The 18768-nt window shown below is 65.7% G+C and carries 20 protein-coding genes; 11 read left to right on the top strand and 9 right to left on the bottom strand.

What is annotated here, in order from left to right:
* Positions 1-606: 606 nt before the first annotated feature.
* The 6 genes from rnr (at position 607) to MLD63_RS12820 (ending at position 6237) form a co-directional block, all read left to right on the top strand.
* Positions 607-2850: a ribonuclease R gene (gene rnr / locus MLD63_RS12845; RefSeq protein WP_255330301.1), complete on the top strand. Its 2244-nt coding sequence runs from the start codon at positions 607-609 to the stop codon at positions 2848-2850.
* A gap of 174 nt (positions 2851-3024) precedes the next feature.
* A complete protein-coding gene (locus MLD63_RS12840) occupies positions 3025-3216 on the top strand; it encodes a hypothetical protein (protein ID WP_255330300.1) in 192 nt (63 codons plus the stop codon).
* A gap of 39 nt (positions 3217-3255) precedes the next feature.
* Positions 3256-4488: a mandelate racemase/muconate lactonizing enzyme family protein gene (locus tag MLD63_RS12835; RefSeq protein ID WP_255330299.1), complete on the top strand. Its 1233-nt coding sequence runs from the start codon at positions 3256-3258 to the stop codon at positions 4486-4488.
* The gene (locus MLD63_RS12830) at positions 4488-4793 is read left to right on the top strand and encodes a putative quinol monooxygenase (protein WP_255330298.1); all 306 of its coding nucleotides are present in this window, start codon (positions 4488-4490) and stop codon (positions 4791-4793) included. The genes MLD63_RS12835 and MLD63_RS12830 overlap by 1 nt, the downstream gene beginning before the upstream one ends.
* Complete coding sequence (locus MLD63_RS12825) at positions 4790-5188, top strand: cupin domain-containing protein (protein WP_255330297.1); 399 nt, start codon at positions 4790-4792, stop codon at positions 5186-5188. The genes MLD63_RS12830 and MLD63_RS12825 overlap by 4 nt, the downstream gene beginning before the upstream one ends.
* Positions 5188-6237: an Ldh family oxidoreductase gene (locus MLD63_RS12820; RefSeq protein ID WP_255330296.1), complete on the top strand. Its 1050-nt coding sequence runs from the start codon at positions 5188-5190 to the stop codon at positions 6235-6237. The genes MLD63_RS12825 and MLD63_RS12820 overlap by 1 nt, the downstream gene beginning before the upstream one ends.
* A 9-nt stretch (positions 6238-6246) precedes the next feature.
* Here the strand turns inward: MLD63_RS12820 and MLD63_RS12815 are convergent, their stop codons facing one another.
* Entirely contained in the window at positions 6247-6561 is a 315-nt protein-coding gene (locus tag MLD63_RS12815) for a nuclear transport factor 2 family protein (RefSeq protein WP_255330295.1), read from the bottom strand.
* 100 nt (positions 6562-6661) lie between these two features.
* On the opposite strand from MLD63_RS12815, the gene MLD63_RS12810 reads away from it, so the two are divergent.
* Positions 6662-7009, top strand: coding sequence for a winged helix-turn-helix transcriptional regulator (locus tag MLD63_RS12810; RefSeq protein WP_255330294.1), 348 nt, complete (start codon positions 6662-6664; stop codon positions 7007-7009).
* On the opposite strand, the gene MLD63_RS12805 is transcribed toward MLD63_RS12810, so the two are convergent.
* The 5 genes from MLD63_RS12805 to argH all read right to left on the bottom strand — a co-directional run bounded on the left by MLD63_RS12805 (position 6994) and on the right by argH (position 13504).
* Positions 6994-7665, bottom strand: a complete 672-nt coding sequence (locus MLD63_RS12805) for a LysE family translocator (RefSeq protein ID WP_255330293.1) — start codon at positions 7663-7665, stop codon at positions 6994-6996. The genes MLD63_RS12810 and MLD63_RS12805 overlap by 16 nt on opposite strands.
* Positions 7666-8064: 399 nt before the next feature.
* Complete coding sequence (locus tag MLD63_RS12800) at positions 8065-10611, bottom strand: DUF4175 domain-containing protein (protein WP_255330292.1); 2547 nt, start codon at positions 10609-10611, stop codon at positions 8065-8067.
* Positions 10602-11867 (bottom strand): diaminopimelate decarboxylase, encoded by a 1266-nt coding sequence (gene lysA / locus MLD63_RS12795; protein ID WP_255330291.1) that lies wholly within the window; start codon positions 11865-11867, stop codon positions 10602-10604. The genes MLD63_RS12800 and lysA overlap by 10 nt, the downstream gene beginning before the upstream one ends.
* Positions 11868-12110 (bottom strand): hypothetical protein, encoded by a 243-nt coding sequence (locus MLD63_RS12790; RefSeq protein WP_255330290.1) that lies wholly within the window; start codon positions 12108-12110, stop codon positions 11868-11870. It lies immediately after the preceding gene.
* Entirely contained in the window at positions 12107-13504 is a 1398-nt protein-coding gene (argH, locus tag MLD63_RS12785; protein ID WP_255330289.1) for an argininosuccinate lyase, read from the bottom strand. Before argH ends, MLD63_RS12790 begins: the two co-directional genes overlap by 4 nt.
* 21 nt (positions 13505-13525) lie before the next feature.
* Here argH and MLD63_RS12780 point away from each other — a divergent pair, with 21 nt between their 5' ends.
* The gene (locus tag MLD63_RS12780; RefSeq protein ID WP_255330288.1) at positions 13526-14095 is read left to right on the top strand and encodes a TlpA disulfide reductase family protein; all 570 of its coding nucleotides are present in this window, start codon (positions 13526-13528) and stop codon (positions 14093-14095) included.
* Here MLD63_RS12780 and MLD63_RS12775 read toward each other — a convergent pair.
* Positions 14081-14659 (bottom strand): DNA-3-methyladenine glycosylase I, encoded by a 579-nt coding sequence (locus tag MLD63_RS12775; protein ID WP_255330287.1) that lies wholly within the window; start codon positions 14657-14659, stop codon positions 14081-14083. The two genes, MLD63_RS12780 and MLD63_RS12775, sit on opposite strands and share 15 nt — an antisense overlap.
* A gap of 91 nt (positions 14660-14750) precedes the next feature.
* Between MLD63_RS12775 and MLD63_RS12770 the strand changes: the two genes are divergently transcribed.
* The 3 genes from MLD63_RS12770 to phbB all read left to right on the top strand — a co-directional run bounded on the left by MLD63_RS12770 (position 14751) and on the right by phbB (position 17705).
* Entirely contained in the window at positions 14751-15584 is an 834-nt protein-coding gene (locus MLD63_RS12770; protein ID WP_255330286.1) for an EAL domain-containing protein, read from the top strand.
* 129 nt (positions 15585-15713) lie between these two features.
* Positions 15714-16889: an acetyl-CoA C-acetyltransferase gene (locus tag MLD63_RS12765; RefSeq protein WP_255330285.1), complete on the top strand. Its 1176-nt coding sequence runs from the start codon at positions 15714-15716 to the stop codon at positions 16887-16889.
* Positions 16890-16979: 90 nt separating this feature from the next.
* Positions 16980-17705 (top strand): acetoacetyl-CoA reductase, encoded by a 726-nt coding sequence (gene phbB / locus MLD63_RS12760; protein WP_255330284.1) that lies wholly within the window; start codon positions 16980-16982, stop codon positions 17703-17705.
* A 79-nt stretch (positions 17706-17784) separates the two neighbouring features.
* On the opposite strand, the gene MLD63_RS12755 is transcribed toward phbB, so the two are convergent.
* Both MLD63_RS12755 and MLD63_RS12750 read right to left on the bottom strand, forming a co-directional pair.
* Positions 17785-17949: a YdcH family protein gene (locus MLD63_RS12755; RefSeq protein WP_255330478.1), complete on the bottom strand. Its 165-nt coding sequence runs from the start codon at positions 17947-17949 to the stop codon at positions 17785-17787.
* A gap of 74 nt (positions 17950-18023) precedes the next feature.
* Positions 18024-18767, bottom strand: a complete 744-nt coding sequence (locus tag MLD63_RS12750) for a tRNA1(Val) (adenine(37)-N6)-methyltransferase (protein ID WP_255330283.1) — start codon at positions 18765-18767, stop codon at positions 18024-18026.
* Position 18768: the final 1 nt, after the last annotated feature.

The following is an 18768-nucleotide window of genomic DNA, read 5'->3' as shown; positions in this document are numbered from 1 at the left end:
CTATATCTGTGCGGCGTTCTGCTTTGCGGACGAAGCGGTCGTCCAAGCAGACGGGCTGTGCCGATGAAAAGGTTTCACCTACGGTGTCTTAGCAGCTTTATCCCCTGGACTAAGAGAAAAAATATTCCAGCAAAAATAGCAAAAATGGCAGTCAATCCAATGGATAAGTACGCGGCCCCACCAACTGCTAGCCCAAACGCATTAATCCAACTGGGTGTAGCTGGTTCCCACCCCTGCCGCAGAGCGAATTCTATGCTGAGCAAGACAAGCATCTGAATAGAAAAAACCCAAAACAAAACAGAAAATAGGCCCCATCTTCTTCCAGAGAAGCGCCACTCTAATATATATGCTATTGCTAAAGCCGTGAGAGAGAAAAAAAGAAACGTCACTCCAACCGGCCCTCGCGATGTTTCTTATGGCCATGTATGGCTTACGTCACAGGATACCAGACATGTTTGACGTAGCGATAGCTTACATGGGTAAACGACAGCTATGGGCTCGAAGCCGACCTTTAACAACTACTGAACTCGCTGATGGCCGGCGGCGTCCTAATCCCCCCACTTTCCCCCCTGCACCCTCCCTCTCCCCCATGCTAAACCGCTCCGCATGGCACAGATCCCCTCCAAGCAGCAGATCCTCGACTGGGTGGCCGACCACCCCGAGGCGAACTCCAAGCGTGACATCGCCAAGGCCTTCGGCATCAAGGGCGCCGAGCGGATCGAGCTGAAGCGGGTGCTGAAGGACCTCGAGGCCGAGGGGATGCTGGAACGCCGCCGCAAGCATTACCGCGATGCCGAGACGCTGCCGCCGGTCAGCGTGCTGCGGCTCGGCTCGCCCGACGCGGACGGTGATCTCTGGGCGCATCCGCTGGAATGGACGGGCGAGGGGCCCGAGCCGCGCATCCTCTTCGTCCCGCGGGCCGAGGAACCTGCGCTGGCGCCGGGCGACCGCATCCTTGCGCGGCTGGCTGAAACGCCGGGCGAGGATCACCAGTACCAGGCCCGCTTGATCCGCCGAATCGCCGCCGCGCCACAAAAGATCGTCGGCATCTTCCGCAAGGAGACAGAGGGCGGGCGGATCGTCCCCATCGACAAGGGCCAGGATCGCGAATGGCGCGTCCGCGCCGATGCAACCCACGGCGCCCAGCCGGGCGAACTGGTCGAGGCGGAACAGATCGGCCCCAAGGGCCGCATGGGCCTGCCGCAGGCGCGCGTGACCGAACGGCTGGGCGATCCGTCTGCCCCGCGCGCGGTCAGCCTGATCGCCATCCACCAGCACGGCATCCCCGACGAATTCCCCGAAGTCGTGATTGCCGAGGCCGAGGCCGCGAAACCCGCGACGATGAAGGGCCGCGACGACCTGCGCGACCTGCCGCTGGTCACCATCGACCCCGCCGATGCGCGCGACCACGACGACGCGGTCGCCGCGATCATCGAACCCGACGGCGGCGCCACGCTCTGGGTCGCCATCGCCGACGTGGCCTTCTATGTCCGCCCCGGCTCGCGGCTGGACCGCGAGGCATGGAAACGCGGCAATTCCACCTATTTTCCCGACCGCGTCGTGCCGATGCTGCCCGATGCGCTGTCGGGCGATCTGTGTTCACTGCACGAAGGCGTCGACCGCCCGGTCATCGCGGTGCGGATGCGGCTGGACGCGCAAGGCATCAAGATCAGCCACAGCTTTCATCGCGGCATGATGCGCAGCCCGGCGAGCCTGGCCTACGAACAGGCGCAGGCCGCCGCCGACGGCGATCCCGACGATCAGACCGAACCGCTGGTGGAGTCTGCGATCAAGCCGCTCTGGCATGCTTACAGCCTGCTGAAACAGGCCCGCGCCGCGCGCCAGCCGCTGGACCTGGACCTGCCCGAGCGTCGGATCGAACTGACCGCCGATGGTCGCGTCAAATCGGTGAACTTCCGCGAACGCTTCGACGCCCACCGGCTGATCGAGGAATTCATGGTGCTGGCCAATGTCGCCGCCGCCGAGGAACTGACCAGGCGTCAGCGCCCGCTGCTGTTCCGCGTCCACGAGGAACCCAGCGTCGCCAAGATGGAGGCGCTGCGCGAGGTCGCGCAGGCCTCTGGCTTCACGCTGGCCAAGGGACAGGTCCTGCACACCAGCCACCTCAACCGCCTGCTGGCGCAGGCCGAGGGCAGCGATTTCGACGAACTGATCAACATCTCGACCCTGCGATCGATGACGCAGGCCTACTATCACCCCGAGAATTACGGCCATTTCGGCCTCGCGCTGCAAAGCTACGCGCATTTCACCTCGCCCATCCGGCGCTATTCCGATCTGGTCGTGCATCGCGCACTGATCAGTGCGCACGGCTGGGGCAAGGACGGGCTTGCCGAGGGCGACATCGAGCGCCTGTCGGAAACCGCGATCCATATCAGCGAGACCGAGCGCCGCTCGATGGCGGCCGAGCGCGACACCACCGACCGCTACCTTGCCGCCTACCTCGCCGACCGGGTCGGCACCGAGATGACTGGCCGGATCAGCGGCATTCAGCGCTTCGGCGCCTTCGTGAAGTTGGACGAAACCGGCGCCGACGGCCTGCTGCCGATTCGGGAGATCGGGCGCGAATACTTCCACTTCGACCCGGACGCGCAGACCCTGATGGGCTCTGACACCGGTCTCGTCATCGGCATCGGCCAGCGCGTCACCGTGCGCCTGACCGAAGCCGTACCGGTCACCGGTGGGCTGCTGCTGGAGCTGATCGAGCTTGACGGCGCGGCGTTGCCCCAGGGCCCCCGGAAGGCCCGGGGCCGCCCAATGAAGAAAAAGCCGACGCAGGCCCGCCTGGCCGAGGTCAAGCGCGCTGCCAAGCGCCGCCGCAAGCGCCACTGATCGCAGACATATCGTGCAAGAATGTCATTCGTCCGACATCGGTGATCTGCTACCATAGTCGTAGGCATCGCACTGATTCTACGAGGAGGCAGGCGATGCCCATGGCCGGAGTGATTTCGCCCAGCCTGAGTGCGGGGACGAGGACCCCGGCCGATCACGACCTGGGAGGCTGCCATGGAAACCGCCGATCTCGACCACAGGCTGTCCGAACTGGAACGCCATTACGCGTCCGCCAGCGCGGATCATCGGCGTCGCGTCGCCGCCCGCCTGCGGGCGATCCTGTCGCTCGAGGATGCCTCGTCGCGTCGTTCCCTTCAGCGAACCGAAACGACCGAGGTCGATCTCTTCGACAACATGCCCGTCTGAGCGCTCGACAACCTTCCGCGCATCGCGCAGGTTGCCGCCATGCGCCTTGACCATGTCGAGATCTTCACCGTCGGTACCCCGCCCCCGGGCTGGGGCGGGCGCTACTTCATCCTCGTCCGCGTGAGCACCGACACCGGCCTTCACGGCTGGGGAGAGGTCTATGCCGCTTCGGTCGGCCCGAAGGCGATGCGCGCGGTGATCGACGACGTCTTCGCCCGCCATATGAGGGGCGAAAACCCCGAACACATCGAACTGATGTTCCGCCGCGCCTATTCCTCGGGCTTCACCCAGCGGCCCGACCTGACAGTGATGGGCGCGTTCTCCGGGCTTGAGATCGCCTGCTGGGACATCCTCGGCAAGGCGCGTGGCCGCCCGGTCCACGCGCTTCTGGGCGGCAAGGTCAACGACCGGCTGCGCAGCTATTCCTATCTCTACCCCGGCCCGGGCGACAGGACGCCCGCCTTCTGGGGTGACGCCGCGGCGAACGCGCGCGTCGCGGGCGACATGGCCGACCAGGGCTTCACCGCGATCAAGGTCGATCCCGCCGGCCCCTACACGATTCGCGGCGGGCATCAACCAGCCTTGGCCGACATCGAGCAATGCGTGACCTTCTGCGACGCGATCCGTCAGGCGGTCGGCACCCGCGCCGACATCCTCTTCGGCACCCACGGCCAGTTCACCCCCTCGGGCGCGATCCGGCTGGGCCGCGCGATCGAGCGCTTCGACCCGCTGTGGTTCGAGGAACCGGTGCCGCCCGACGACATCCCCGCTTTGGCGCAGGTCGCGCGTGCCACCACCATCCCCGTCGCCACGGGCGAGCGGCTGACGACGCGCGCCGAATTCCTCGCCGTCCTGCGCGCAGGCGCGGCGGGTATCCTGCAACCCGCGATCGGGCGCGCGGGCGGCATCTGGGAAACCCGCAAGATCGCCGCGATGGCCGAATCCTTCGGCGTCCAGATCGCCCCGCATCTTTATTGCGGCCCGGTCGAATGGGCGGCGAGCGTGCATCTGGGCGCGTCCATCCCGAACCTCCTGATGATCGAGACGATCCAGCAGGGCGGCACCTTCCATCGCCAATTGATCGGCGAGGCGCTGCCCTGGCGCGACGGCTTCATCGAGGTGCCGGACACGCCGGGCCTGGGGATCGAGATCGACATGGGCGTGGTCGCGGCCCATCCCTACGACGAAGATGCGCTTCACCTGCAGATGCAGGAAGCGCCGCCCGATCCGCGCGGGGCCGGACCCTTCGGCGGCGGCGCGCCGCGCGACTGATGCACGTCGTCACCGTCACCTTCACGCTGCATCCCGGCGCGCGCACCGGCTTCCTGTCGCTGATGCTGGACAACGCGCGCCAGTCGATGGCGCTCGAACCCGGCTGCCGCCGCTTCGACGTGTGCGAGGACCCGGCCGATCCCGACCGGATCTTCCTGTACGAACTCTACGACGATGCGGCGGCTTTTGCCGACCACAAGACCCGTCCGCATTACCGCGACTTCACCGAAGCGACCGCCACGATGATCGCTGACAAGCGCGTCGCGACCCTGACCCTGATCGACCCCGACGGAGAGCCCGCATGACCGCCACCCACGCCATCCTGACCGAAGCGCAGCGCCCTCGGATCAGCCGTGGCGGTGGTGCCTCGACGGTGCAGATGGTCACGCCCGATGCCGGGTCGGGGGCGTTTCTCAACGGCTTCACCGACATCCCCGCCGGCGCCTCGATTCCGCTGCACCTCCACGATTGCGAGGAAAGCGTGCTGATCGTCCACGGCAGCGCCGTGGTCGAGATCGACGGCACCCGCCACGATGCCAAGGCCGGCGATGTCACTTGGCTCGCCGCGAACGTCCCGCACCGCTTCATCAACACGTCCGACCAGCCGCTGCGCATCTTCTGGACCTACGCCTCGACCGCCGCGACAAGGACCCTGGTCGAGACCGGTGAGACCGCGCCGATCCTGGCCGAGGCGCGCTGATGGCCGAGACAGCCCCCATCGACCATGCCGCCCTGCGCCACTTTGCCGCCGATTGCTACCGCGCCATGGGCGTCCGTGATGAGGCGGCGGACCTGATCGCCGACACGCTGGTTCAGGCGGACCTGTGGGGCCACCAGTCGCACGGCGTGATGCGGATCTTCTGGTATGCGGCGCGGCTGAAAAGCGGCGCGATGGATGGCAATGCCATTCCACGGATCGACGGTGGCCTCGGCGCGCTTGCCACGATGGATGGCGGTGGCGGTCCGGGCCAGGTGGTTGCGAAAGCCGCGATGGAAGAGGCGATCACACGGGCGAAGCAGCACGGGATCGGCGCCGTGTCCGTCCACAATTCCGGCCATTTCGGCACCGCGATGTATTTCACCCGGATGGCCGCGCAGGCGGGCTGCGTGGGGTTCCTGTCCACCAATGCCAGCCCCGCGATGGCGCCTTGGGGTGGGGCGGAAAAGCGTGTCGGCAACAATCCGTGGTCCTGGTCCGCGCCCGCCGGATCGCATCCGCCGATGATGCTCGACGTCGCCAACACCGCCGTCGCGCGCGGCAAGCTGTATCTTGCCCGCCAGCGCGGCGAGGCGATCCCCGAGACATGGGCGATGGGCGCGGACGGTGCCGCCACGACCGACCCGGCGGCGGGCATCGCGGGGACGATCCTGCCGATGGCGGGGCACAAGGGCTATGCGATCTCGACCCTGATGGACGTGCTGTCGGGCGTGCTCAGCGGCAGCGGTTTCGGCCGGGCCATCATCGGTCCCTACGTGCCCGAAGGGGTCAGCGGTGTCGGTCATCTGGCGATTGCCATCGACATCGCCGCCACGCGTCCACTGCCGGAATTTCAGGCCGACATGGACCGTATGATCGCCGACCTGAAATCGACCCCGCGCCGTCCCGGCGTGGACGAGATCTTCTACCCTGGCGAGATCGAGGCGCGGTCCGACGCCCGCCTGCGCGACGAAGGCATCCGCCTGCCACAGGATACCGCCGACGAGTTGCGCGCCGATGCGCGCGCGATGGGAATCGAGGCGCCGTTCTAACCGGACGCCTCAGCGGATCTCCAGCCGTGCGATCAGGTCGCCTTTCAGTTCGAACGTGTAGTCGAGCGCGACCGGGCTGCCGGGAAACGATCCCGAGATGCGGCAAGTGACGGTCGCGCGATCGTCCTCGTGCTGCGCGGACAGGATCTCCTGCCGATAGGGGACTGACGCGACCTGACGGCGCCATTCAAGAATGGCCTCGCGACCTTTATGGGTCTGCCGCTCGTCCATCGCCACGCCGTCTTCGGCAAAGCAATCTGCGATCTCTTCCGGCGTCTTCGCCGCAAGATAACGGGCGACGGGCAGGGGAACGGTGTCGGTCATGGTCTGGCTCCATTTCGATTGCGATGCGCCCTGACTGCGATCAGGCTGTGGCCAGCGCAAGAACGCACGTTTTGGTCAGCAACGAACCCCAAGGTAAGCCATGGATGCGACAGACCCCGCGCCGCACGACTTCACCCGCGAAACCGCGACGGAAGGGGTCGAGGGCGCGCTGCGCCTGATCGGCGGGCGCTGGAAGCTGGCGATCCTGTTCCACCTGTTCGGCGGTCGGGTTCTGCGCTTTTCCGAACTGGAACGCGCCATTCCCCAGATCTCGCAAAAGATGCTGATGCAGCAATTGCGGCAGATGGAAGCCGACGGGATCGTCTGGCGCAAGGTCCACCCCGAGGTGCCGCCGCGGGTCGAATACGGTCTGACACCGTGGGGCCAATCCCTGTGTCCGGCGCTGGACGCGGTGCTGTCCTGGGTGTCCGCTCAGCCCGGCCGATAGCTGGCCAGCTTCGCGCCGAAACCGATGAAGACGATACCGGTCACGCCCTTCAGCCAGCGCTGGACGCGCTCGCCGCGCGTGACCGCGCCCAAGCGTGACAGCAGAAGCACCATGGCGCTGAACCAGATGACGTTGATCATGGAATGCACGAAGACCAGTTCGAACGCCACCGCGACGGGATGCGCGCCCTGCGGGATGAATTGCGGAAACACCGCCAGATAGAACATCGAGACCTTGGGGTTCAGGCCGTTCGTCAGCAACCCTTCCAGATAGGCCCGGCGCAGCGAACGCGGACGGCGTGCTGCGGCGATCTTGGGCGCGCGCTCGCCCCGGAACGCCGCGGTCAGCGATTTCAGCCCGACCCAGATCAGATAGGCGGCGCCGGCGAGCTTGAGGATGGTGAAGGCCGTCGCCGACTGCATCAGGATGACCGAGATCCCCAGGATCGACAGCGTGCCATGAATGTAGAAGGCGGTGAAGAACCCGGCGATCGTGGCGAACCCCGCCGCGCGCCCGGAAACCGGCACCGTCCGCGCGATCAGCACCCCGTTCGGCCCCGGCGAGGTCACCAGGAACGTCGTTGCGACCACGAAGGTCAGAAGTTCCGGCCAGCCCATCGCGCAGCTTCCCTGATGATCCTTCGCGTCATATTCCATCGCGACATCAAGCGGTCAATCCGCCTCGTCTCTCCCCCAGATCCGGCAATTTTTCGGCGATGCCTGCGCCGAGCCGGCGCGGCGCCAAGGTCGCGTGTCGCCCTTTCGCCTTCCGCCGCTGCGCAACACCGCGGCAACGTTTCCATCACCCAAGTCCTTGTCGTCGTTGCACAAGCACCTGTGCCATCGACGTTCCGCCGCGGCCGGAAACCTTAACGATCTCCGAACCGCACGTCCGCAGCCTGTGTACAGGTTGTGTACAGCCTGTGTACGCGGGGTGTACGGATTGTGACGCGTCAGACCCAGCAAATGCTGGCCGAAATAGGGCACAGAGTGTTGCGCTGTTGCGCCCCACCGCACGCTGGTGTTGCCGTTCAGATTGGTTAAGGAAATGGCCGCCTAGAAGCGGTCGAGCAAGCGGCCCAGATAGTCGCGCTCGTCCTCGGGCCGGCTTCGCTCGCCGCTGCGCCGGCGGATCTCGTCCAGCAGATCGCGCGCCCGCGCAGCTGGGTCCACGCCCTCGGCCAGCGGGTCGCCGGTGGTGATGCGGTTGCCGTTGCCGGACAGCTCGCGGCCCAGCGGGTCCAGCATCGCGCGGCCCTGCGATTGCTGGCCCTGGCCCTGTGCCTGACCCTGCTGGCCGGGCTGTCCCTGCTGACCTTGCTGACCCTGTTGCTGGCCGTCCTGGGCCTGCTGCTCGCCCTCGCCCATCATCTCGCCCATCGCGCGCATGCCCTCGCGCATCGACTCGATCGCGTCGGCCTGCCGCTCCATCGCGCCGGCCATGTCGCCCTCGCGCAGCGCCTGCTCGGCATCTTCCATCGCGCGACCCGCCTCGTCCAACTGCCGGCGCGCCGCGTCGCCCTGTTCCGAGCCCTGTCCCGGCATCAGACCGCGCTGCTGGCCCAGCTGCTGACGCAACTCCTGCTGGCGATCCCCCATCTCGCCCCGCTGCTGCTCGCCCCCCTGGCCGCCCTCGCGGAACTGGCGCTGCATCTCGCCGAACGCCTCGTCCGACAATTCCTGCTGCTCGCGCAGCGTGTCGGCCAACTCGTTCATCGAGCGGTTCATCGGCGATCCCTGGCCGTCACCCTCTCCGGGCTGGCCCTGCCGGACCTCCAGATTTTCCATCATGCGGTTGAACTGCTCCAGCAATTGCTGGGCCTCGGCCATCCGCCCCTCGTTCATCAGGCGCTGGATTTCGTCCATCATCTGCTGAATCTGGTCGCCGGTGATTGACTGGCCCTGCGGCGGGTTCTGGGCGAAGCGGTCGGCCGGGTCTTGCTGTTCACCCTGTTCGGCCAGCATCTGCGTATAGGCGTCCGTCGCCTCGCGCAGCTCGTCCATCAGGCGCTGGATCTCGTCCTCGCTGGCGCCGTTGCGGATCGCTTCGGACAGCTTTTCCTGCGCCTCGCGCATCCGGGCCAGGGCGTCGGCCAGTCCGCCATCCTCCAGCTTCAGCGCCGCTTGCCACAGCGCCTCCGCCAGATCGTCGCGCGGTTCTTCGGCCAGCGGCCCGCTTTCCAGCAACGTCACGCCGCCGCGCAGTTCCTGGTACAGGACGGGATCGATGAAGCCTTCGGGCTGCCAGGTCAGCGCACGCAGGATCTCGGCGCTGCGCCGCGCATTGTCGCGCGACCACAGCAGATCCCGCCGGATCTCTACCAGCGCCGATGCGACGGGATTGAAGAAGCGTCGGCCGGGGAGGATCGTCTGCATCGGCGCGGCTTCGCCCTGCTGCTCGATGCCGTCCTGAACCCGAAGGCTGACCGTGACCGGCAGGTTGGCGAACGGGTGGCGCGACAGATCCTCGACCAGCTGGCCCGCAATGTCCTTGCGCTGCCCGCGCGGCATCGGCAGGTCCAGAACCAGCGCCTCGCGTGGCTCGGGATCGACTGCCAGACCGAATTCACGTGTGACGGAAGCGAGATCGAGATCGATGGCCGCCTCGCCCGACACGACGCCATGATCGTCCTGGGCGGTAAAATCCTGCACCAGCCGCCCATCCGCGCGGCGCTCTGGCGCATTCCCCGCAGCAACTGTGGGCGCGTTGTCGGGCAGGACGGTGATGGGAAAGCTGCGGCCCGCGACCTCGATCGTGCCGGTCATTTCGGCAGTGAAGGCAGGGGCCAGCGGATCCTCGTCGACAGACGTTCCGATGTCCTGGGTGACGCCGATACCTTCGCCATAAAGCCTGAACGTCACTTCGCTGCCTTTGGGCAGTTCCAGGTCCTGACCCTCGGCCAGCGCGTTGAGGTAGACGGTCGGACGGCCCGTATAGGCGGGCGGCTGCGCCCATCCCTCCCAGCTGGGTCCGGTCGCGACATCCTCGCCGCGCTCCGGGGCCGGACGAAACGTCGCGGCAATCGCCTCCATTCCCTGACCCAACTGGCCCGCGCCACCGAAGATCAGCGCCATCGCAAGCGCGACCATGCCGGCCAGGCGCAGGGCATAGGGATCGCGACGGGTCAGTTCGGCATCGGGGCGAACGGCGCGGGCGCCGTCTGCCTGGGCCCGCATCTGCGCCAGATGTGCCTGCCACAGCGCGCCTTCGCCACCGATGGCGGCGTGGTCCGACAGCGCGGTCAGCGGTCGGCCCGGCAGGGTCGCATCGACCCGTGCCTCTGCCGCGTCCTCGCTGACGCGGGCGTAGCGAAGCCCACCCCAGACACTTGCGGCGATCAGGGCAAGGACGGCCAACCCTGCAAGCCACGGAAGCACCACCGGCGGCGCAGCCTCGACACCGCCAAGCGACAGCAGCGCGAATATCAGCGAGGTCAGCGTGACCAGCGGCCAGAAGGCGCGCGCGGCCTGTTCCCAGACCATGCCCCAGCGGGTCAGACGGACGGCGCGATGCGCGGCCTGCGAGCCATGGATATCAGGCTCCGGCGACGCGTCAGCGCGCCCCGGCCGGGGTCGCGCGCTGCGGAACCGCCTCAAAGCCATGCGGGCATGGTATCGCGGCTCAGGATTTCATCAATGGTCGGTCTGGCGCGTATGACGGCGAATTGATCGCCCGACACCAGTACCTCGGGGACAAGTGGGCGCGTGTTGTATTCCGAAGCCATCACCGCGCCGTAGGCCCCGGCGGACCGGAAGGCGATCAGGTCACCCGCGGCCAGTGCGGGCAACGAGGCGCCTTTCTGGAACGTGTCGCCGGTCTCGCAGACGGGGCCGACGACGTCGTAGGGTCGGAATTCGGCGCCTACCGAGGGTTCGGCCAGCGGGACGATGTCGTGATGCGCGCCGTACATCGCCGGGCGGAGCAGGTCGTTCATTGCCGAATCGAGGATCAGGAAATCCCGGCCTTCGCCTTCCTTGACGTAGATCACCTGCGAGACCAGCAGGCCCGCATTGCCGACGATGTTCCGGCCCGGCTCGATCTCTATCTCGCAGCCCAGATCGCCGACCGTCTCGCGAATGACCTCACCGTACTCGATGGGCAGCGGTGGCGCGCTGTTGTCGCGGCGATAGGGGATGCCCAGCCCGCCGCCCATATCCAGCCGCGTGATCGTGTGTCCTTCTGTGCGAAGCGTGCAGACCAACCCGGCCATCTTGGTATAGGCCTGACGGAAGGGGTCGAGATCGGTCAGCTGGCTGCCGATATGCATGTCCACGCCGACGACACGGATGCCGGGCAGGGCTGCCGCCTGTGCATAGACTTCGCGCGCCCGGGCGATGGGGATGCCGAACTTGTTCTCGGACTTGCCGGTCGCGATCTTCTCGTGCGTCTTGGCGTCCACGTCCGGGTTCACGCGGATGGCGATCGGGGCCTCGAGGCCCATGCCCGCAGCGATCTCCGACAACACCGCCAGCTCTGGCTCGCTCTCGACGTTGAACTGGCGGATGCCGCCTTCCAGCGCTTGCCGCATCTCGGCCGGGGTCTTGCCGACCCCGGAAAAGACGATCCGCTCGCCCGGCACACCCGCCGCCTTGGCGCGCGCATATTCGCCGCCCGAGACCACATCCATCCCTGCGCCCAGATCGCCCAGCAGCTTCAGCACGGCGAGGTTGGAATTGGCCTTCACCGCGAAGCAGACGAGGTGATCGGTCCAGGCCAGTGCCTGACGGAACAGGCCGAAATGGCGAGTCAGCGTCGCGGCGGAATAGATATAGACCGGCGTACCGACCTCGGTCGCGATGCGCGCCAGCGGCACGTCCTCGGCATGAAGCCTTCCATCGCGGTAATTGAAATGGTCCATCTACAGATCGGCGGGCACGGGCGTCGCGTCCCCGCTGCTGACAGAGGTGCTCTTCGCCTGCGTGCGCATCACGCCGTTCTCGTCGGTGTAGGTCGGCGAGTTGCCGTAAAGCGGCCCCACCGGCTCGGTCGAAAGCACCGTCGGTCCCGACAGGCCGTAGACGGGCGTCGCGGGACGTTCGGGCGGCCCGTCCACGCCGCAGGCGGTCAGGGCAAGCAGAGAAAGCGGCAGCAGGGTCTTCATCCGAGGATCTCCTTCCAGCGTGCGATCTGGGCGCGCACCTGGTCGGGGGCCGTGCCGCCATAGCTGGTGCGCGAGGCGACCGAATTGTGGACGCCCAGCACCGAATACACCGACTGGTTTATCGCGGGGTTAACGGATTGCATCTCTGTCAGCGACAGATCGTCCAGATCGCAGCCCTTCTTCTCTGCCAGCGCGACCAGCGAACCGGTCGCGTGATGCGCGTCGCGGAACGGCAGCCCCGCCTCGCGCACCAGCCAGTCGGCGAGGTCGGTCGCGGTCGAGAACCCGGCCGAGGCGGCCGCCTCCATGTTGCCACGGTTTGCAGTCAGGTCGCCCAGCATCCCCGCCATCGCCGCCAGCGCCAGCATCAGGTGGTCGGCTGCATCGAAGACCTGCTCTTTGTCCTCCTGCATGTCCTTGGAATAGGCCAAGGGAAGACCTTTCATCACCGTGAACAGCGCGACCGTCGCACCAAGGATGCGGCCGATCTTGGCCCGGATCAGTTCGGCGGCGTCGGGGTTGCGCTTTTGCGGCATGATGCTGGACCCGGTCGACCATTTGTCCGACATCGACACGAAGCGGAACTGGGCCGAGGACCAGATAACCAGCTCTTCGGACAACCGCGACAGGTGAACAGCGCAGATCGAGGCAGCGGACAGGAATTCCAGCGCGAAGTCGCGATCGCTGACCGCATCGAGCGAGTTGGCCATCGGCCGGTCGAACTCCAGCGCCTTGGCGGTCGCCTCGCGATCCAGCGGATAGCCCGTTCCGGCGAGCGCAGCGGCGCCCAGTGGCGATTCGTTCATGCGCTTGCGGGCGTCCTGAAAGCGCGAAAGATCGCGGCCGAACATCTCGACATAGGCCATCATGTGATGGCCCCAGGTCACCGGCTGCGCGGTCTGCAGGTGGGTGAAACCCGGCATTACCCAATCGGCGCCGGCTTCGGCCTGGGTCAGCGCCGCTTGGATCAGCGCCTGAAGCCCGCCGATCGCCGCGTCGCACTGGTCGCGCACCCAAAGCCGGAAGTCGGTCGCGACCTGATCGTTGCGCGAACGCCCGGTGTGAAGCCGGCCGGCAGGCTCTCCGATGAGGTCCTTCAGCCGCGCCTCGACATTCATGTGAATGTCCTCAAGTGCCGGCAAGAACGGGAAATTTCCGCCCTCTATCTCTGACAAGACCGTGAGAAGCCCTTCCCGGATAGCCGTCGCATCGCTATCGCTGATGATGCCCTGCGCTGCGAGCATCGTGGCATGGGCCCGGCTGCCCCGGATATCCTGGGCGTAGAGTCGCTGGTCGAACCCGATCGAGGCGTTGATCGCCTCCATGATCGCGTCCGGCCCGGCGGCAAAGCGCCCGCCCCACATCGCGTTGGCGGTCTTGGGCTGGTCGGTCATCGGCAATCCTTCGGAGGTCTCATGCGTTTGAACCTGCTTTATACGGCGCTCTTTTGCGGTGCAATTGCTGCGCCAGCGCTTGCAGAGGACGGCAATCCTGTCGTCGTGCAGGCGGCGCATGATGCCGGCATGACGAAGCTGGTGGACAGTTTTCCGGGCGACATCCCCGATGAGCCCTTCGGCGATCTTGATGGCGGCGAGCATCGACTGGCGGATTACGCAGGCAAGCCTCTGCTGGTGAACTTCTGGGCGACGTGGTGTGCGCCCTGCCGCGAAGAGATGCCGTCGCTCGACGCGCTTCAGGCCGAAATGGGCGGCGAGGATTTCGAGGTTCTGACCATCGCCGCAGGCCCGAATTCACCCAACGCCATCCGCACGTTCTTCGAGGAAGAGGGGATAGGATCGCTTCCGACGCTGACCGATCCGCGAATGCAGCTTGCGCGCTCGCTGGGGATCGTCGGGCTGCCGGTGACGCTGCTGATCGATGCCGAAGGGCGCGAAGTCGCGCGCCTGCCGGGAGAGGCGGACTGGATGTCCGAGCCCGCGCTGCACCTGATCGAGCAGCTGAAAGACGCCTCAGCCGCCGACTGACATCGCCCGGACAGGCTGATGCCGCGGGCAACTGGTCAAGTGGTCATTGACCAGACCACAGGCCTGCATGAACGCGTAGGTGATGACCGGTCCGCAGAAATTGAAGCCGCGCTTCTTCAGCGACTTTGACATCGCCGTCGAAGCGTCCGTCGCGGTCGGTACGTCGGCGGGCGTTTCCGGTCGGTTCTGGATCGCGTCGCCGCCGGTGAAGGACCAGATGTAGGGCGAGAATCCTTCGCCTTCCTCGATCTCAAGAAACAGGCGCGCGCCTCGGATCGTCGCCTCGATCTTGCCGCGGTGACGGATGATCCCCGGATTCGCCAAGGCTTTCTCTCTCCGTTTTTCGTCCCATCGGGCGACGCGTTCGGGATCGAAACCGTCAAATTCCGCGCGAAACGCGTCGCGTTTGCGCAGGATCGTGATCCATGACAGGCCGGCCTGAAATCCGTCGAGCACAAGCTTTTCCCACAACGCACGCGGGTCGCGTTCGGGAACGCCCCATTCATTGTCGTGATACGCGACGTAGAGCGGATCGGTCCCGCACCACGGGCATCGTTCGTTCATGTCGCATTAACCCAATGTTTCGAAACCGTTCCTCGTTCATCGGAAGTTAGGGAATAATGCCCAGACTGCAAGAAATCTGAAGACGACATCCGTGAAGGAGGGTCTCGTGACCGCCGGACAATCCAGCCCATCAGGCTCGCCCCTCGATTACGCCATCGACCATCAGAGCCGCGTGACCATGCCGGCCGTGCGGCTGGCCGTGGAACGCGGCAATGGCTGTCTGGCCTTCCAGCCGGTGATCCAGTCCGGCCAGACCCGGCGCCCCGCCTTCTACGAAGGCCTGATCCGCATCATCGACGAAACCGGCAGGATGGTCCCGCTGAAGGATTTCATGCCAGCGGCCGAAACGACCGAACTGGGGCGGCAGATCGATGTGATGTCGCTGACGCTGGGGTTGCGGACGCTGTCGGAAGATCCGTCGCTCAGGCTGTCGATCAACATGTCGGCCCGCTCGATCGGTTATCCCGACTGGATTCAGACGCTTCGCAACGGGATCGCGTCCGATCCCCATGTCGCCGAACGGCTGATCCTGGAGATCACCGAAAGCTCGGCCATCGAGATGCCCGATACGGTTCAGCAATTCATGCTGGAAGTTCAGCGTCACGGTGTCAGCTTTGCGCTCGACGATTTCGGCGCGGGCTACACCTCGTTCCGCTATCTGCGCGATTTCTGCTTCGACATGATCAAGATCGATGGCCAGTTCATTCGCAACATCGCGTCGCACCCGGACAATCAGGTTCTGACACGCGCGCTGCAATCGATCGCGCACCATTTCGACATGTTCACCGTGGCCGAACAGGTGGAAACGGCCGACGATGCGGCGTTCCTGATCGAAATGGGCGTCGATTGCATGCAGGGCTACTACTTCGGCGCACCGACCATCGCGCCGCCGTGGAAATCCCCGCCCAGTGCCGCGACGATGTAGGGGCTTAGCTAAGCCCAAACCACATTCTCCGCGTGCGCTTTGCGGCACGTGGCCTTGATCCCGTCACAGGCTGTTGGCATGGTTGGCCCCGACGCGCCGGACCTTCGGCGCCGGAGGAAGGATCAAGCCATGACCAACGCCGTTATCGTGTCCGCCGCCCGCACGCCGGTCGGCAGTTTCCTGGGCGCCTTCGCCAACACACCCGCCCATGATCTGGGCGCCGTTGTCCTGAAGGCGGTGGTGGAACGTGCCGGGATCGACCCCGCCGAGGTGAACGAGACGATCCTCGGTCAGGTGCTGACCGCCGCACAGGGCCAGAACCCCGCGCGGCAGGCGCATATCAATGCAGGATTGCCGCAGGAATCGGCCGCATGGTTGATCAACCAGGTCTGCGGCTCGGGGCTGCGCACCGTCGCGCTGGCAGCCCAGCAGGTCATCCTAGGGGACGCGCAGGTCGTGCTCGCAGGAGGGCAGGAATCCATGTCGCTCGCCCCGCATGCCGCCTATCTTCGTGCGGGCCAGAAGATGAGTGACATGAAGATGGTCGACACGATGATCCGCGATGGTCTGTGGGACGCGTTCAACAACTATCACATGGGCCAGACGGCCGAGAACGTGGCCGAGAAATGGCAGATCAGCCGCGACAAACAGGACCAGTTCGCGGTCGCCAGCCAGAACAAGGCCGAAGCCGCGCAGAAGGCCGGCCGGTTCAAGGACGAGATCGTTCCCTTCACCGTCAAGACCCGTAAGGGCGATGTGGTGGTCGAGGATGACGAGTATATCCGCCACGGTGCGACGATCGATGCGATGCAGAAATTGCGCCCGGCCTTCACCAAGGATGGTTCGGTCACGGCCGGCAACGCGTCGGGCCTGAACGACGGTGCCGCGGCGGTCATGGTGATGACCGAGGAAGAAGCCAGTCGTCGCGGTCTGACACCGCTGGTGCGCATCGCGTCCTACGCGACAGCCGGTCTCGATCCCGCGATCATGGGCACCGGACCGATCCCGGCCAGCCGCAAGGCGCTGGAGAAGGCAGGCTGGAAAGCACAGGACCTCGATCTGGTCGAAGCGAACGAGGCGTTCGCGGCCCAGGCATGTGCGGTCAACAAGGACATGGGCTGGGACCCCGAAAAGGTGAACGTGAACGGCGGCGCCATCGCCATCGGTCACCCGATCGGCGCCTCGGGCGCGCGGGTCCTGAACACGCTGATCCACGAGATGGGGCGCCGCGACGCGAAGAAGGGTCTGGCAACGCTGTGCATCGGCGGCGGCATGGGCGTCGCGATGTGCGTCGAGCGCGCCTGATCCAAACCAAAGCCTGCGCGCAACGATCTTGCGTGCAGGTGACACATTCGGTAGCAAGATTTCGCAAGCAACGATGTCAGGGGGGACGTCATGTCGAAAGTCGCTGTTGTGACAGGCGGAACGCGCGGGATTGGTGAAGCCATCTCGAAGGCGCTGAAGGATGAAGGCTACACCGTCGCTGCAAACTACGCGGGCAACGACGATGCCGCCAAGGCCTTCACCGACGCCACCGGGATCAAGGCCTACAAGTGGTCGGTCGCCGATTACGATGCCTGCGCCGCGGGCGTGCGCCAGATCGAGGAAGAGCTTGGTCCGGTCGCCGTGCTGGTCAACAACGCTGGCATCACCCGCGACGCGATGTTCCACAAGATGACCCCTCAGCAATGGCGCGAGGTGATCGACACGAACCTGACCGGGCTGTTCAACATGACCCATGCGGTCTGGGGTGGCATGCGCGACCGCAAGTTCGGCCGCATCGTCAACATCAGTTCAGTGAACGGACAGAAGGGGCAGGCGGGGCAGGCCAACTATTCCGCCGCGAAGGCTGGTGACATCGGCTTCACGCGGGCGCTCGCGCAGGAAGGCGCGCGGGCCAACATCACCGTCAACGCGATCGCGCCGGGTTATATCGGGACCGAGATGGTCCGCGCCATCGACGAAAAGGTGCTGAACGAACGGATCATCCCGCAGATCCCCGTCGGCCGCCTGGGCGAGCCGGAAGAGATCGCGCGCGCGGTGGTCTTCCTGGCGTCGGACGGTGCGGGCTTCGTGACCGGCTCGACCCTGTCGGCGAACGGTGGCCAGTTCTTCAGCTGAAACCCGCCACCTGAAGCAGAAGGCCCGCAGATGACTGCGGGCCTTTGTCGTTCAAATCGTCTCTATCCAAGCCGTTCGATCAATGTGTCAGCCGCTGGATCTCTTCCTTCAGGCGCAACTTCTCGCGCTTCATCGCGGTAATCTGGAGATCATCCATCCCCGGACTTTTTTGCGCCTTTTCAACGGCGTCCGAAAGGTGTTGGTGTCTTACGCGCAGCTTTTCCACATGGGAAGCAACTGACATCACGTCCTCCTTCATCGGTTGTCGAACCTCTCAAGTGGACCATAAGTCCGCGATTCTGTCACGATGCTTTCACATTACCTCAGGTTGATTGCCGCACCTTCGCGCAGAACCGCCGATGCGGCCGGTGACAGGTCCTCCCTGTCGCCGGAATGGGCGGATGCGGCATGCATAACGAAAGGCGCAAGCAGGCGCAGAGCGCCCTTGGCCTCTTTGCGCGCGCTCAGCAGGATTCGTCCCGCCTCCCGCCCCTCACGCGCCGCAATGGGCATGATCGCGATCGCACCCGCGCGGCCTGCCAGCGCGGCGAGCAGTTCATTCAGACGCTCGGGCCTGTGGATCATCAGCAGATGGCCGCCGGGCCGCAAACGACGCAATCCGGCATCCACCCAGGCCCGCAGGGGCGTGTCCTCGTGCCGCGCCTCGGCGCGCAAGGCGTCGGGTGCAGGTGTCGCATCACGGAAATAGGGCGGATTGGCGATGACGTGGTCGAAGGAGGCGGCCTTCAGGGTGTCCGGCATCCGGCTGAGATCGCCGGTCACGACAGAGAGGGGCAGATCGTTGCGCTTTGCATTACGGTCCGCCATCGCGGCGTAATCGGGCTGCCGCTCCAATCCCGTCAGTGTGACACCCGGCACGCGCCAGCCGAGACAAATTGACGCGGTTCCCACGCCGCATCCCAGCTCCACAACCGTCTCGCCCGGTCGTGCGGGACAGGCTGCGGCCAGCATAACCGCATCCGCGCCCGCCCTGTAGCCGTCGATGGGCTGCTCGATCTGCAGACGACCGTTCAGAAACCCATCGATGCGGGTGCCACCCACC

It is taken from the genome of Paracoccus albicereus (genome assembly GCF_024359525.1).
Lineage (GTDB): Bacteria > Pseudomonadota > Alphaproteobacteria > Rhodobacterales > Rhodobacteraceae > Paracoccus > Paracoccus albicereus.
This window is presented reverse-complemented; position numbering and strand designations above follow the sequence as displayed.